At 60.5% G+C, this 12830-nt stretch carries 15 protein-coding genes; 9 read left to right on the forward strand and 6 right to left on the reverse strand.

From position 1 onward, the window contains the following. Positions 1–47: 47 nt before the first annotated feature. Complete coding sequence (locus PspS04_RS24745; protein ID WP_159998195.1) at positions 48–1466, forward strand: peptidoglycan DD-metalloendopeptidase family protein; 1419 nt, start codon at positions 48–50, stop codon at positions 1464–1466. A 3-nt stretch (positions 1467–1469) separates the two neighbouring features. Continuing rightward, the gene (locus PspS04_RS24750; RefSeq protein WP_095170517.1) at positions 1470–2561 is read left to right on the forward strand and encodes an anhydro-N-acetylmuramic acid kinase; all 1092 of its coding nucleotides are present in this window, start codon (positions 1470–1472) and stop codon (positions 2559–2561) included. 73 nt (positions 2562–2634) lie between these two features. Here PspS04_RS24750 and erpA read toward each other — a convergent pair whose 3' ends face one another. Both erpA and argC read right to left on the reverse strand, forming a co-directional pair. Then, positions 2635–2985: an iron-sulfur cluster insertion protein ErpA gene (gene erpA / locus PspS04_RS24755; RefSeq protein ID WP_027617200.1), complete on the reverse strand. Its 351-nt coding sequence runs from the start codon at positions 2983–2985 to the stop codon at positions 2635–2637. 166 nt (positions 2986–3151) lie between these two features. After that, on the reverse strand, positions 3152–4186 hold the full coding sequence (argC, locus tag PspS04_RS24760; RefSeq protein ID WP_095170518.1) for an N-acetyl-gamma-glutamyl-phosphate reductase: 1035 nt from the start codon (positions 4184–4186) through the stop codon (positions 3152–3154). Positions 4187–4321: 135 nt separating this feature from the next. Here argC and hemJ point away from each other — a divergent pair, with 135 nt between their 5' ends. From hemJ to coq7, 6 genes are all read left to right on the forward strand, one after another. Beyond that, entirely contained in the window at positions 4322–4753 is a 432-nt protein-coding gene (gene hemJ, locus PspS04_RS24765; protein WP_095170520.1) for a protoporphyrinogen oxidase HemJ, read from the forward strand. 33 nt (positions 4754–4786) lie between these two features. Beyond that, on the forward strand, positions 4787–5755 hold the full coding sequence (locus PspS04_RS24770) for an NAD(P)H-dependent flavin oxidoreductase (RefSeq protein WP_159998197.1): 969 nt from the start codon (positions 4787–4789) through the stop codon (positions 5753–5755). A gap of 81 nt (positions 5756–5836) precedes the next feature. Further along, positions 5837–6742, forward strand: a complete 906-nt coding sequence (locus PspS04_RS24775; protein ID WP_159998199.1) for a DUF805 domain-containing protein — start codon at positions 5837–5839, stop codon at positions 6740–6742. Between the two features lie 62 nt (positions 6743–6804). After that, complete coding sequence (locus PspS04_RS24780) at positions 6805–7593, forward strand: SDR family NAD(P)-dependent oxidoreductase (RefSeq protein WP_159998201.1); 789 nt, start codon at positions 6805–6807, stop codon at positions 7591–7593. Between the two features lie 81 nt (positions 7594–7674). After that, positions 7675–8013 (forward strand): histidine triad nucleotide-binding protein, encoded by a 339-nt coding sequence (locus PspS04_RS24785; RefSeq protein WP_095170527.1) that lies wholly within the window; start codon positions 7675–7677, stop codon positions 8011–8013. Positions 8014–8120: 107 nt separating this feature from the next. Then, positions 8121–8768, forward strand: a complete 648-nt coding sequence (gene coq7, locus PspS04_RS24790) for a 2-polyprenyl-3-methyl-6-methoxy-1,4-benzoquinone monooxygenase (protein WP_095170529.1) — start codon at positions 8121–8123, stop codon at positions 8766–8768. A 109-nt stretch (positions 8769–8877) separates the two neighbouring features. On the opposite strand, the gene PspS04_RS24795 is transcribed toward coq7, so the two are convergent. Further along, positions 8878–9300 (reverse strand): OsmC family protein, encoded by a 423-nt coding sequence (locus tag PspS04_RS24795; protein ID WP_005792019.1) that lies wholly within the window; start codon positions 9298–9300, stop codon positions 8878–8880. 238 nt (positions 9301–9538) lie between these two features. On the opposite strand from PspS04_RS24795, the gene crp reads away from it, so the two are divergent. Continuing rightward, the gene (crp, locus tag PspS04_RS24800) at positions 9539–10183 is read left to right on the forward strand and encodes a cAMP-activated global transcriptional regulator CRP (RefSeq protein WP_095170531.1); all 645 of its coding nucleotides are present in this window, start codon (positions 9539–9541) and stop codon (positions 10181–10183) included. Here crp and PspS04_RS24805 read toward each other — a convergent pair. The 3 genes from PspS04_RS24805 to trpD all read right to left on the reverse strand — a co-directional run bounded on the left by PspS04_RS24805 (position 10180) and on the right by trpD (position 12830). Continuing rightward, positions 10180–10881, reverse strand: a complete 702-nt coding sequence (locus tag PspS04_RS24805) for a lipoate--protein ligase family protein (protein WP_095170533.1) — start codon at positions 10879–10881, stop codon at positions 10180–10182. The two genes, crp and PspS04_RS24805, sit on opposite strands and share 4 nt — an antisense overlap. Positions 10882–10947: 66 nt before the next feature. Further along, positions 10948–11784: an indole-3-glycerol phosphate synthase TrpC gene (gene trpC / locus PspS04_RS24810; RefSeq protein WP_095170535.1), complete on the reverse strand. Its 837-nt coding sequence runs from the start codon at positions 11782–11784 to the stop codon at positions 10948–10950. Next, positions 11781–12830, reverse strand: coding sequence for an anthranilate phosphoribosyltransferase (gene trpD, locus PspS04_RS24815; protein ID WP_095170537.1), 1050 nt, complete (start codon positions 12828–12830; stop codon positions 11781–11783). The genes trpC and trpD overlap by 4 nt, the downstream gene beginning before the upstream one ends.

Consider the following 12830-nt stretch of genomic DNA (forward strand, 5'->3'; position numbering starts at 1 on the left):
ATGTCATTCATCTTTTCCAATTCATCTTTTCCAAAGTCAAATTACCTATGACCACAGAACCGTCTAAAGCGCCGCCGCTTTATCCGAAGACCCACCTGCTCGCTGCGAGCGGCATTGCCGCCTTGCTCAGCCTGGCGCTCCTGGTGTTTCCATCCAGTGACGTCGAAGCCAAAAAGACCACTCTGAGCCTTGAGCTGGAAAGCCCCCTAGAACAACTGACACAAGATCAAGACGCTGCCGACGCCGCTCAAGCCACAATTGAACCCGTAGAACCGCCCTTCGCCCAGATCGAAAACAGCACCGAAGACACCCCGCAAACCGCTGAAGCGGCCCCTGCACCGGTGGTCGAAGAGAAAAAGGCACCAAGCCACCGCGAAGTAATTGTCGCCAAGGGCGACACGCTGTCCACGCTGTTCGAGAAGGTTGGACTGCCCTCCACTTCCGTCAACGAGATCCTGGCCAGCGACAAGCAAGCCAAGCTCTTCACCCAACTCAAGCGCGGCCAGAAACTCGAGTTCGAACTGGGTCCAGACGGCCAGTTGACGACGCTGCACAGCAAGATCAGCGACCTCGATAGCATCAGCCTGACCAGGAATGCCAAAGGCTATGCGTTCAATCGCACTACGGCCAAGCCGACCGTACGTACCGCTTATGTCCACGGCGTGATCAACAGCTCGCTGTCCCAGTCGGCAGCGCGTGCTGGCCTGTCCCACAGCCTGACCATGGACATGGCCAGTGTGTTTGGCTACGACGTCGACTTTGCCCAGGACATTCGCCAGGGTGACGAGTTCGACGTGATCTACGAACAGAAAGTGGTCAACGGCAAGGCTGTCGGCAATGGCCCGATCTTGTCCGCCCGCTTCACCAACCGCGGCAAGACCTACACCGCCGTGCGCTACACCAACAAACAAGGCAACAGCAGCTACTACACCGCCGATGGCAACAGCATGCGCAAGGCGTTCATCCGTACACCGGTGGACTTCGCCCGTATTAGCTCGCGTTTCTCCATGGGCCGCAAGCATCCAATTCTGAACAAAATTCGCGCCCACAAAGGCGTCGACTACGCCGCACCGCGCGGTACGCCGATCAAGGCTGCCGGCGACGGCAAGGTCCTGCTGGCGGGCCGCCGCGGTGGCTACGGCAACACCGTGATCATTCAGCATGGCAATTCCTACCGCACCCTGTACGGCCACATGCAAGGCTTTGCCAAAGGCGTGAAGACCGGCGGCAGCGTCAAGCAGGGCCAGGTGATCGGCTACATCGGCACCACCGGCCTGTCGACCGGGCCGCACCTGCACTATGAGTTCCAGGTCAACGGCGTTCACGTCGACCCTCTGGGCCAGAAGCTGCCGATGGCCGACCCGATCGCCAAGGCCGAACGTGCGCGCTTCCTGCAGCAGAGCCAGCCACTGATGGCGCGCATGGAGCAAGAAAAATCCACCCTGCTCGCTTCGAGCAAACGCTAAGCCATGGCGCTCTACATCGGCCTGATGTCCGGGACCAGCCTGGATGGCCTGGACATTGCGCTGATCGAGTACGAGGGGGCGATCAAGCTGATCGCCACCCACTACATTCCCATGCCTGACTCCCTGCGCACCGAGCTGCTTGGCTTGTGCGCCAGCGGGCCGGACGAGATCGCCCGATCAGCGCTTGCCCAGCACAACTGGGTCACCCTGGCGGCCGAAGGCATCAACGCCCTGCTAGCCACGCAACAGCTCCAAGCCGCCGACATCCGTGCGATCGGCAGCCACGGCCAGACCATTCGCCACGAACCCGCACGCGGGTTCACCGTGCAAATCGGCAACCCGGCCCTGCTAACCGAGCTGACTGGAATCAGCGTCGTCAGCGATTTCCGCAGCCGTGATGTCGCAGCCGGCGGCCAAGGTGCACCGTTGGTACCGGCCTTCCATGAAGCCCTGTTCGGCCAGCATCACGGTAATCGTGCCGTGTTGAACGTGGGCGGCTTCAGCAATCTGAGCCTGATTGAGACAGGCAAGCCGGTCTCGGGATTCGACTGTGGCCCCGGCAACGTCCTGCTGGATGCCTGGATTCATCAGCAACGCGGGGAAACCTTTGACCGCGACGGCGCTTGGGCGGCCAGTGGCCGTGTCGAGCCGGCCTTGCTGAACGCCTTGCTCAGCGACCCCTTCTTCCTGACCAAGGGTCCGAAAAGCACCGGCCGGGAAGTGTTCAACCTGCCCTGGCTGACCCAGCACCTGGCCCGCCTGCCGGGATTCGCCGCCCAAGACGTACAGGCCACGCTGCTTGAGCTGACTGCCCTGACCATTGTTGAATCACTGCAAGCCGCGCAACTCGACACCCAGACCCTGCTGGTGTGCGGTGGCGGTGCCCACAACGCAACACTGATGGCCCGCCTTGCCAGCCTGCTACCCAACGCAGGTGTCGACAGCACCGCAGCGTACGGCGTCGATCCGGACTGGGTCGAAGCCATGGCTTTTGCCTGGCTGGCCCATTGCTGCCTCGAAGGCATCCCGGCCAATCGCCCGAGCGTCACTGGCGCCCGCGGCCTGCGAGTCCTTGGCGCCATCTACCCCGCCTGAACCCCAGACAGCAAAACGCCGCAAAAGCCTTGGGCCCTGCGGCGTTGAGTAAAGCGGATACTACGTATAGCGATCAGATCGAGAACGAGGAGCCACAACCGCAGGTGGTTGTCGCATTCGGGTTCTTGATCACAAACCGTGAACCTTCCAGACCTTCCTGATAATCCACCTCGGCACCGGCCAGGTACTGGTAGCTCATCGGGTCGACCACCAGGCTGACGCCTTCGCGCTCGACGATGGTGTCGTCATCGGCCACTTCTTCATCGAAGGTAAAGCCGTATTGAAACCCCGAACAACCGCCGCCCGTAACAAATACGCGCAGCTTCAAGCGATCATTACCCTCTTCATCGACCAGGCTCTTCACCTTGTGCGCGGCACCGTGGGTGAATTGCAAAGCCGTGGGGGTGAAGGATTCGACGCTCATGCTGACTATCTCCCGGCGTTACGCCGCCATAATGCGTGATGACGGGCATTATCCGCTTCTCCCAGAAAATCGGTCAACTATTGTTATGGTATAGCAATCAACCTAGCCGTTTCCCAGACAGCAAAAAGGCCCGTTTGACGGGCCTTTTTGTTCGACGCTGCGACGCTTAAGGCAGCATGCCCGCGTGGGACAACCCCAGGCGTTCGTCCAGGCCAAACAGGATGTTGAGGTTCTGTACCGCCTGGCCCGAGGCGCCTTTGACCAAGTTGTCGATCACCGACAACACCACCACCAGGTCGCCATCCTGCGGGCGGTGCACCGCGATCCGGCAAACATTGGCACCGCGTACGCTGCGAGTTTCCGGGTGGCTGCCAGCCGGCATGACATCGACGAACGGTTCGTTGGCATAGCGCTTCTCGAACAATGCCTGCAGGTCCACGGAGCGATCGACCACTGTGGCGTACAGCGTGGAGTGAATGCCGCGAATCATCGGGGTCAGGTGCGGCACGAAGGTCAGGCCAACGTCCTGGCCAGCGGCGCGGCGCAGGCCCTGGCGAATTTCTGGCAGGTGCCGGTGGCCTTTGACTGCGTAGGCCTTCATGCTTTCCGACGTTTCCGAGTACAGCGAACCGACAGCGGCGCCGCGACCCGCACCACTGACCCCGGACTTGCAGTCGGCGATCAGGCGCGAAGTGTCGGCCAGACCCGCTTCCAGCAATGGCAGGAAGCCCAGTTGAGTGGCCGTTGGGTAGCAACCCGGCACAGCGATCAGGCGAGCCTGCTTGATCTGCTCGCGATTAACTTCCGGCAGGCCATAAACCGCCTCCTCCAGCAGTTCCGGTGCGCCGTGCGGCTGGTTGTACCACTTGGCCCACTCATCCGCGTCCTGCAGACGGAAGTCGGCAGACAGGTCAATGACCTTGGTCCCGGCCGCGAGCAGCTCGCCAGCCAAGGCGTGGGCTACGCCATGAGGGGTGGCGAAGAACACCACATCGCAGGCACCCAGGGTCTTGATGTCCGGAACGCTGAACGCCAGGCCATCATAGTGGCCACGCAGGTTCGGGTACATGTCTGCCACGGCCAGACCGGCCTCGGATCGGGAAGTGATTACCACCACTTCTGCTTGCGGATGCTGCGCCAACAGACGCAGCAATTCGACACCGGTGTAACCCGTGCCGCCGACGATACCGACCTTGACCATAAACCTGCCCTCAACGAACCCACTGGAAAGCCGTCGATAATAGGGGCCGCGCGCGCCTGCGACAACCGTCAAGGTGACGTGCGGGCGCTCAAGCCTCTACTATTCGGGCTACCGTGAATCTGGGAATAACTAAAAATGCTTTATCTGTGGCTAAAAGCTTTTCATATCATCAGCGTCGTGTGCTGGTTTGCCGGCCTGTTTTACCTGCCGCGCCTGTTCGTCTACCACGCTCAAAGCGAAGACAGCATCAGCAAGGAGCGCTTCAGTCTCATGGAGCGCAAGCTGTACCGGGGAATCATGGGGCCGGCAATGATCGCCACGTTGATCTTTGGCGGCTGGCTGATCAGCCTCAACCCCAGCGCCTACTTCACCCAGGGCGGCTGGATGCACGCGAAGCTGACCCTGGTGGTGCTGCTGATTGGCTACCACCACATGTGCGGCGCCCAGGTGAAGCGTTTTGCGCGTGGCGAAAACACCCGCAGCCATGTCTTTTATCGCTGGTTCAACGAAGTGCCGGTTCTGATATTGCTGGCTATTGTAATTTTGGTCGTCGTACGGCCGTTCTAATCCTACTGAACGCTTTCCATCGGGGTACTTCCAATGTCGCTGCCCGCTTTGCTTGAACAACACCTGCGCCTGCCCGTCGTAGCGGCGCCGATGTTCCTGATCTCCAATCCACAGCTGGTGCTGGCGTGCTGCCGCAATGGCGTGGTCGGCAGCTTTCCGGCCCTGAACCAGCGCGAAAGCAGCGGCTTCAAGGCTTGGCTGGAGGAAATCGAAGCGGGGCTGGCGCTGCTGCAGAACCCCGCGCCCTATGCCGTGAACCTGATTGTGCACAACAGCAATCCACGGCTGCAGGCCGACCTCGCGATCTGCATCGAGCATAAAGTGCCGATCGTGATCACCAGCCTGGGTGCAGTGAAAGAAGTGGTGGATGCGGTGCACAGCTACGGCGGCCTGGTGTTCCACGACGTGACAACCCGTCGGCACGCCGAGAAAGCCGCCGAAGCCGGGGTCGATGGTTTGATCGCGGTTGCCGCCGGTGCCGGTGGTCACGCCGGCACGTGGAGCCCCTTCTCGCTGATTGCCGAGATCCGGCAGTTCTTCGACAAGACCCTGTTACTGGCCGGCTGCCTGAACCACGGCCATGAAATTCTCGCCGCGCAATTGCTCGGCGCGGACCTGGCCTACTTCGGCACACGGTTTATCGGCACCACTGAAAGCCATGCACCTGAGGCTTACAAAGAGATGCTGCTGACTTCCAGAGCAGCCGACATCGTTCATACGCCAGCGGTCTCGGGCGTACCGGCAAGTTTCATGCGCCAAAGCCTGCTCAACGCCGGTTTTGATCTCGACGCGCTGCAAGGCAAAGGCGAAATCAACTTCGGCGCCAAGCTCAAGCCCATCAGCGATGAAGCCAAAGCGTGGAAAACCGTGTGGTCAGCCGGTCAGGGCGTCGGTGAAATCGACGACCTGCCCAGCGTTGACGAACTGGTCGCGCGGCTGGATACCGAGTACCGCAAAGCGCAGGAACTGGCAGTTCAACTGCCCAAACGCTGGCCACGTTAAGCCACCTACCTTGGGTCAGCCGGGTACGGCTGGCCCCGGTAACGCGCACACCCCGATCAATCGCGACAAGGAAGTACTGGCATGAGCGAAAACCGTTTCAAGATTGTCTTCGACGGCGCCCTGCTGCCAGGGGTCGAGATCACCACGGCGAAACTCAATCTCGCCGAACTGTTCAAATGTGACGTCAGCGCCATCGAGCGGCTATTTCGTGGCGAACCCGTCGCCCTCAAGCACAACCTTTCCCAGGCCGATGCGCAGACCTATCTCACAGCCCTGGCAAAGACCGGCGTTGATGCGCGGATCGAGGTCGAGCCTTCGATCGAGCTCAACCTGAGCGAAGTCAAACCCATCACGGCCCCACTGCCGGAGGCCAACACCTCTCCCTACGCTCCGCCCCACGCGCCAGTGGGTGAGGTCAACACCACGTTTTCCGAACTCAAGGTCTTCAGTGTCCAGGGCCGTATCGGTCGCTTGCGGTATCTGGCCTGGTCGCTGGCTGCGCTGCTGATCATGGGCGGGGCCGCCGGCACATTGGGATTGGGCCTGTTGGCGGGCGATAACATGGTATTGGCGGCAATTGTTTGTGTCGTCGGCCTGCTTGCCTACTTCTATGTGAATATCACCATCAGCGTGCAGCGCCTGCATGACCTGGGATGGTCTGGCTGGCTGTGGTTCCTGAACCTGGTGCCCATTGTCGGCGGCCTCTTTCCCATCGCGCTAGCGGTCATCCCGGGCAACCCCGGCGCCAACCGCTACGGCGCACCGCAACCGCCCAACAGCACGGCGGTGAAAGTATTGGCCGGGCTTTGGCTGGTGGTGATTGCCGTGGTGTTTGTCGGCGCATTGGCGGGTGGCCTCAGCGCCGTCACTGAAGAATACGAAAGCACCATGAGCAGCAGCTATGAGATCGACGAGTCGGCTGAAAACGTTGAGGCAGACGATGCGGCGCAACCTGCCCAGCCCCCTGTAGACTATGGACAAGAATAAACGCGCTGGCGACCTGTGAGCTCTCTGTCCACAGGCCTCGAGCCGTTGCGATGGAGAACTGCATGACCCGTTACGCTCTGATCACTGGCGCTTCCAGCGGCATCGGCCTGGCTATGGCCGAAGCCCTGGCGCGCCGCGGCCGCAGCCTGATTCTGGTGGCTCGCCAACGTGATCAGCTGGAAAGCATCGCCATCGAATTGACCCAGCGCTTTGGCGTCGAGGTGCTGTTTCGCGCCTGCGACCTGGGTGAACCACTGCGCTTGTCCGGCTTTCTGCTGGAGCTCGAAGAAGGCGAACGGCAGATCGACCTGCTGGTCAATTGCGCCGGCATCGGCACCTGCGGGCCATTCCTGGCCCAGGACTGGATGACTGAGCAAGACCTGATTGAAGTCAACATCCTCGCCCTCACACGCCTGTGCCATGCCATTGGCAACAGCATGGCCCTGCAGGGTGGCGGACAGATTCTCAACGTGGCGTCCGTGGCGGCCTTCAATCCAGGCCCGTGGATGAGCACCTACTACGCCAGCAAGGCCTACGTGCTGCACTTTTCCGAAGGCCTGCGGGTGGAGCTGAAAAAGTGTGCGGTCAAGGTTTCGGTGCTGTGCCCCGGCCCAACCCGGACCGCCTTCTTTCGCACCGCCCAGTTGGACGACAGCAAACTGAACGCCAGCAAGCTGCTGATGAGCCCCGAGGAAGTGGCGTTGTACACCGTACGGGCACTGGATAAGAACCGCGCAATCATCATCCCGGGACGGCGCAATCGCTGGTTCGCCTTCCTGCCGCGCCTGGGCTCGCGCTGGTTGACCCGGACCATCGTCGGCATGGTCAACAAGGCCTATTGCCCGCGCTGAGCACCCACGCAATAAAAGGTCGGGCGCCGGAGTGGCCCCTTCAGTACACTCAGTGCGGCCCATCAACATGGAGAAACAGCTGTGGATACTCTGTTCACCAAGATCATCAACAGAGAAATACCTGCCAAGATTATTTACGAGGATGACCAGGTCCTGGCCTTCCACGACATCGCCCCGCAGGCCCCCGTGCACTTCCTGGTCATCCCGAAGAAGCCGGTGCGCACCCTCAACGACCTCACCGAGGACGACAAGGCGCTGGCCGGGCATATTCTGTTCACCGCCCAACGCTTGGCGCTGGAACTGGGCTGCGAAGAAGGCTTTCGCGTGGTGATGAACTGCAATGAACTGGGTGGGCAGACCGTCTACCACATTCATATGCACGTCCTGGGTCAACGCCAGATGCACTGGCCACCGGGCTGATCCCACCCTGTTGCTCCGGGTTGTGTCGCCGATCGTCATGACCCAGGGCAAACCTTCCCCCGCCGATTGCGGTAAACTGGCCGCCGAGATTCTTCCCGGAGGTCAGCATGACTACCCAACGTCACTACTCGCCCATTGACCGTCTTCTGTTGCAAGCCGATACCGCGATGCGCACCTTGCTGCCCTTCAGTGGCCAGCCTTATCGCCCGTCGCCGGCCATCCTGCAGCCAGAGAGCAAAATGAGCGACGAGGACACCCGGCACGTCGCCGGCCTGATGCGCATCAACCATACCGGTGAAGTCTGTGCCCAGGCGCTGTATCAAGGCCAGGCCCTGACCGCCAAGCTGCCGCAGGTGCGGGCGGCGATGGAGCATGCGGCCGAGGAAGAGATCGATCACCTGGTCTGGTGCGAGCAACGCATCCGCCAACTGGGCAGCCATACCAGCATCCTCAACCCATTGTTCTACGGCATGTCGTTCGGCATCGGTGCAGTGGCCGGGCTGATCAGCGACAAAGTCAGCCTGGGCTTCGTGGCAGCGACCGAAGATCAGGTCTGCAAGCACCTGAACGAACACCTGGAGCAACTGCCGGCCGAGGACGAAAAGTCGCGAGCCATTCTTGAGCAGATGCGCATCGACGAAGAACAGCACGCCGAAAGTGCGCTGGATGCCGGTGGTTTTCGCTTCCCGGCGCCGGTGAAGTTCGGCATGAGCCTGTTGGCCAAGGTGATGACCAAAAGCACCTACCGCATTTGACGCACCTCGACACCGAGACGAAAAAAGGGCGCTGATATCAGCGCCCTTTTTTGTGCTCGCAGCCACCGCATCAAAAAGGACTGGCCCTCTTCGCGATAACGAACCCGACTCAACCCAGCTCGATGATTTCGTAGTCGTGGGTAATGGCCACGCCTGCGGCCCCCAGCATGATCGATGCCGAGCAGTACTTCTCTGCCGACAACTCGATGGCGCGCTTGACCTGGGCTTCCTTGAGCGCTCGGCCCTTGACTACAAAATGCATGTGAATCTTGGTGAACACCTTGGGATCTTCAGTCGCACGCTCGGCTTCAAGGAAGGCTTCGCAGCTTTCCACCGCCTGGCGCGACTTCTTGAGGATGCTGACTACGTCGAAATTGCTGCAACCGCCCACACCGAGCAGGAGCATTTCCATCGGCCGAACCCCCAGGTTGCGACCACCGGCCTCGGGCGGACCGTCCATGACCACGACGTGACCACTGCCGGATTCACCGAGGAACATGGCTTCGCCAGCCCATTGGATGCGTGCCTTCATCGCCAAGTCTCCACTGTAAAAAAAGGGTCGCCAGCTTAGCACAGGGCTTGGGATAGACAGCGTGCCACTGCAGTGCAAGCCGGCGGCCGCGCGCATTGATAATTTCTCTAATGACACCAGAATGTGTCTGTTAAGCTGGCGCCAATTCACTGGCGCAACACCCGTCCTAGAGCACACGCTCTGCAGCGCCTCATAAAAACAACCACGTCACACCGTGCAGTCTTTTCGGGATTCAACCATGGTTGCTATTGCCCCAACCCCCAAGATCAAGAACCTCGACAAGCTACTGATGCATTGCCAGCGCCGTCGCTACCAGGCCAAGAGCAATATCATTTGTGCAGGTGACCGTTCCGACACACTGTTTTTCATTATCAAGGGTTCAGTCACCATCCTGATCGAGGATGACGACGGCCGGGAAATGATCATCGCCTACCTCAACAACGGGGACTTTTTTGGCGAGCTGGGTTTGTTTGAACAAGCAGGCCAGGAGCAGGAACGCAGTGCCTGGGTACGCGCCAAGGTCGAGTGCGAAGTGGCCGAGATCAGCTACAGCAAATTCCGCGAACTGTCCCAGCACGACCCGGACATCCTCTACGTGCTCAGCGGGCAGATTGCCCAGCGCCTGCGTAACACCACACGCAAGGTCGGCGACCTGGCGTTCTTCGACGTCACCGGTCGGGTTGCGCGCTGCTTACTGGAGCTGTGCAAACAACCCGACGCCATGACCCACCCCGACGGCATGCAGATCAAAGTCACCCGTCAGGAAATCGGCCGGATCGTCGGCTGCTCGCGGGAAATGGTCGGGCGCGTGCTCAAGGACCTGGAAGAGCGCAACCTGGTGAACGTCAAGGGCAAGACTATGGTGGTGTTCGGCACCCGCTAAGGCGCCAGCACCTGGGCCAGCATCTGCCGATACAGCGTGTCCAGGCGCTCAATCGCCTGGGGCGCGGCGAATCGTTCGTGCAGGGCGATATGGCTTGCCGCACGCACCCGCTGCTCAAGGCCGCACACCTGGTTAAAACGGTTGACCGCCTGCACCATCGATTCGCGTTCATCGTCCAGCAGCAATGCGCCATGCACCAGTCCTACTGGCCGCTGCCCACCTTTGCTCTGGCGCCAGCGTTGCGCGGTGCCAACCATCTTGCGACCGTCGAGATTGACGTTGAAGCGTCCATCACAGAACGCGCCCTCCACTTCCCCCAAAGACGCCTCACCCCCCAGCTCTGTCAGCAACATGCAAATCGGATCGCACAGGCGCCGATAGGCGGTTTCGATACGTCCGTGATCACCTTCGCTGCGTGGCGGCGCGTAGACCAGCGCAATGTTGATGGTGGCCGCCGACTGCGGCACCGGCTCGCCCCCGGTTTCGCGCAGTAACACCGGCCAGCCATTCTCCGCCGACGCTACACAGGCAGCGTCGAACCCCGGCAAACGACTCAAGCGCCGGGGCATGACCAGCGCACGATCGCTCGGTTGCCAGAACAACAGAGCGAAATCCTGGTCACCAGCACACACCGTCGCCAGCAAATCCTGCTCAGCTTGCAGGCCCGCTTCGACGGTCAAGGCAATGGGTTGGGTCATGGCAGGCAAATCCTTGGCTGTGGATACAAAAAAGCCGGCATCGCCGGCTTCTTGATTAAATCAGGTTCAGTCGAGTGTAGAACCGCTGACCGGTACACCGCGCTCCGGGAAGAACAGGCGTTGCAGTTCCGCCCCCGGGCTCTCGGCGCGCATGAAGGCTTCGCCCACCAGGAACGAATAGACCTCACTGATTTCCATCAGCTCGACATCCGCACGGTTGAGAATGCCACTTTCAGTGATCACCAGGCGATCGCGAGGGATGCGCGGCAATAGATCGAGGGTGGTTTCCAGATTCACTTCAAACGTATGCAGGTTGCGGTTGTTAACCCCGACCAGCGGCGTGTCGAGGGTTTTTAATGCCCGCTCCAGCTCGTCACCGTCGTGAACTTCCACCAGTACGTCGAGGCCAACGCCTTTGGCAACGGCAGCCAGCTCAGCCATCTTGACGTCGTCCAGCGCGGAGACAATCAGCAACACACAATCGGCGCCCAGTGCACGGGCTTCAACGATCTGGTACGGATCGATCATGAAGTCCTTGCGAATCACCGGCAGGTTGCAGGCCGCACGAGCCTGCTGCAGATAGCTGTCCGCACCCTGGAAGAAGTCGACATCGGTCAGCACCGAAAGACAGGTTGCCCCGCCCTTCTCGTAGCTGACTGCGATTTCGGCGGGGACGAAGTGCTCGCGGATCACCCCTTTGCTCGGCGACGCTTTCTTGATTTCGGCGATGACCGCCGGTTGCTTGAGCTTGGCCTGGGTGATCAACGCCTGGGCGAAGCCACGAGGTGCGTTCGCCACTTTTGCCATGGCTTCCAGTTCGGCCAGTGTCACGCGAGCGCTACGCTCGGCCACCTCCTCAACTTTGCGGGCGAGAATCTTCTCGAGCACCGTCGGTACACTCATGCCTCATTCTCCACTTTGAATACTGCAGTAAATGCACCCAACTCTTCGAGCTTTTCTCGCGCAAGGCCGGTGTGCAGCGCGTCATGAGCCAGGGCAACCCCCTCTTTCAGACTGCTCGCATGATCAGCGGCGTACAGCGCAGCACCAGCGTTGAGCACAATCATTTCGGCCGCTTTCTGGCCGTTCTCGGTTTTACGGCGACCCAGTGCATCGCGAATCAGTTCCAGCGAAGCGGCCGGGCTGTCCACAGCCAGACCGTGCAAGCTCTGGCTCTTCATGCCCAGGTCCTCAGGTTCGACCCAATACTCAGTGACCTGGTCATTCTTCAATTCGGCGACAAACGTCGGCGCCGCCAGACTGAACTCATCCAGGCCATCCTTGGAATGCACCACCAGCACGTGTTTGCTGCCCAGACGTTGCAATACTTCGGCCAAAGGCCGGCACAAAGCCTGACTGAACACCCCCACCACCTGATGCTTCACACCGGCCGGATTCGTAAGCGGGCCAAGCATGTTGAACAGTGTGCGCAAACCCAGGTCACGCCGTGGACCTGCCGCGTATTTCATCGCACGATGGTGGGATTGGGCAAACATAAAACCAATACCAACGTTGTCGATGCAGCGCGCCACTTGCACCGGCGTCAGGTTCAGGTAGATCCCGGCCGCTTCCAGCAAGTCGGCACTGCCGCTCTTGCCCGAGACGGCGCGGTTACCGTGCTTGGCCACGGTGCAGCCAGCAGCTGCCACCACAAAAGAAGAGGCGGTCGAGACGTTGAAGATATTCGCACCGTCGCCGCCAGTGCCCACCACATCCACCACGCCATCGAGGGTTTTCAGCTCGACCCGGTCAGCCAGTTCGCGCATCACCGAGACGGCGCCGACGATTTCGTCGATGCTCTCGCTCTTCATGCGCATGGCCATCATGAACGCACCAATCTGCGAATCCGTGCATTGCCCGGTCATGATTTCGCGCATCACATCGCTCATTTCCTCAGTGCTCAGGTCGAGGTGGCCGACGATACGGCTCAGGGCAGTCTTGATATCCAT

Source organism: Pseudomonas sp. S04, assembly GCF_009834545.1.
Lineage (GTDB): Bacteria > Pseudomonadota > Gammaproteobacteria > Pseudomonadales > Pseudomonadaceae > Aquipseudomonas.

Excerpts from the sequence above, each read along its gene's own strand:
- crp (WP_095170531.1), top strand. The coding sequence starts at position 9,539 with ATGGTTGCTATTGCCCCAACCCCCAAGATCAAGAACCTCGACAAGCTA.
- PspS04_RS24780 (WP_159998201.1), top strand. The coding sequence starts at position 6,805 with ATGACCCGTTACGCTCTGATCACTGGCGCTTCCAGCGGCATCGGCCTG.
- coq7 (WP_095170529.1), top strand. The coding sequence starts at position 8,121 with ATGACTACCCAACGTCACTACTCGCCCATTGACCGTCTTCTGTTGCAA.
- PspS04_RS24805 (WP_095170533.1), bottom strand. The coding sequence starts at position 10,881 with ATGACCCAACCCATTGCCTTGACCGTCGAAGCGGGCCTGCAAGCTGAG.
- PspS04_RS24770 (WP_159998197.1), top strand. The coding sequence starts at position 4,787 with ATGTCGCTGCCCGCTTTGCTTGAACAACACCTGCGCCTGCCCGTCGTA.
- hemJ (WP_095170520.1), top strand. The coding sequence starts at position 4,322 with ATGCTTTATCTGTGGCTAAAAGCTTTTCATATCATCAGCGTCGTGTGC.
- PspS04_RS24745 (WP_159998195.1), top strand. The coding sequence starts at position 48 with ATGACCACAGAACCGTCTAAAGCGCCGCCGCTTTATCCGAAGACCCAC.
- erpA (WP_027617200.1), bottom strand. The coding sequence starts at position 2,985 with ATGAGCGTCGAATCCTTCACCCCCACGGCTTTGCAATTCACCCACGGT.
- trpD (WP_095170537.1), bottom strand. The coding sequence starts at position 12,830 with ATGGATATCAAGACTGCCCTGAGCCGTATCGTCGGCCACCTCGACCTG.
- PspS04_RS24775 (WP_159998199.1), top strand. The coding sequence starts at position 5,837 with ATGAGCGAAAACCGTTTCAAGATTGTCTTCGACGGCGCCCTGCTGCCA.
- trpC (WP_095170535.1), bottom strand. The coding sequence starts at position 11,784 with ATGAGTGTACCGACGGTGCTCGAGAAGATTCTCGCCCGCAAAGTTGAG.
- PspS04_RS24795 (WP_005792019.1), bottom strand. The coding sequence starts at position 9,300 with ATGAAGGCACGCATCCAATGGGCTGGCGAAGCCATGTTCCTCGGTGAA.
- argC (WP_095170518.1), bottom strand. The coding sequence starts at position 4,186 with ATGGTCAAGGTCGGTATCGTCGGCGGCACGGGTTACACCGGTGTCGAA.
- PspS04_RS24750 (WP_095170517.1), top strand. The coding sequence starts at position 1,470 with ATGGCGCTCTACATCGGCCTGATGTCCGGGACCAGCCTGGATGGCCTG.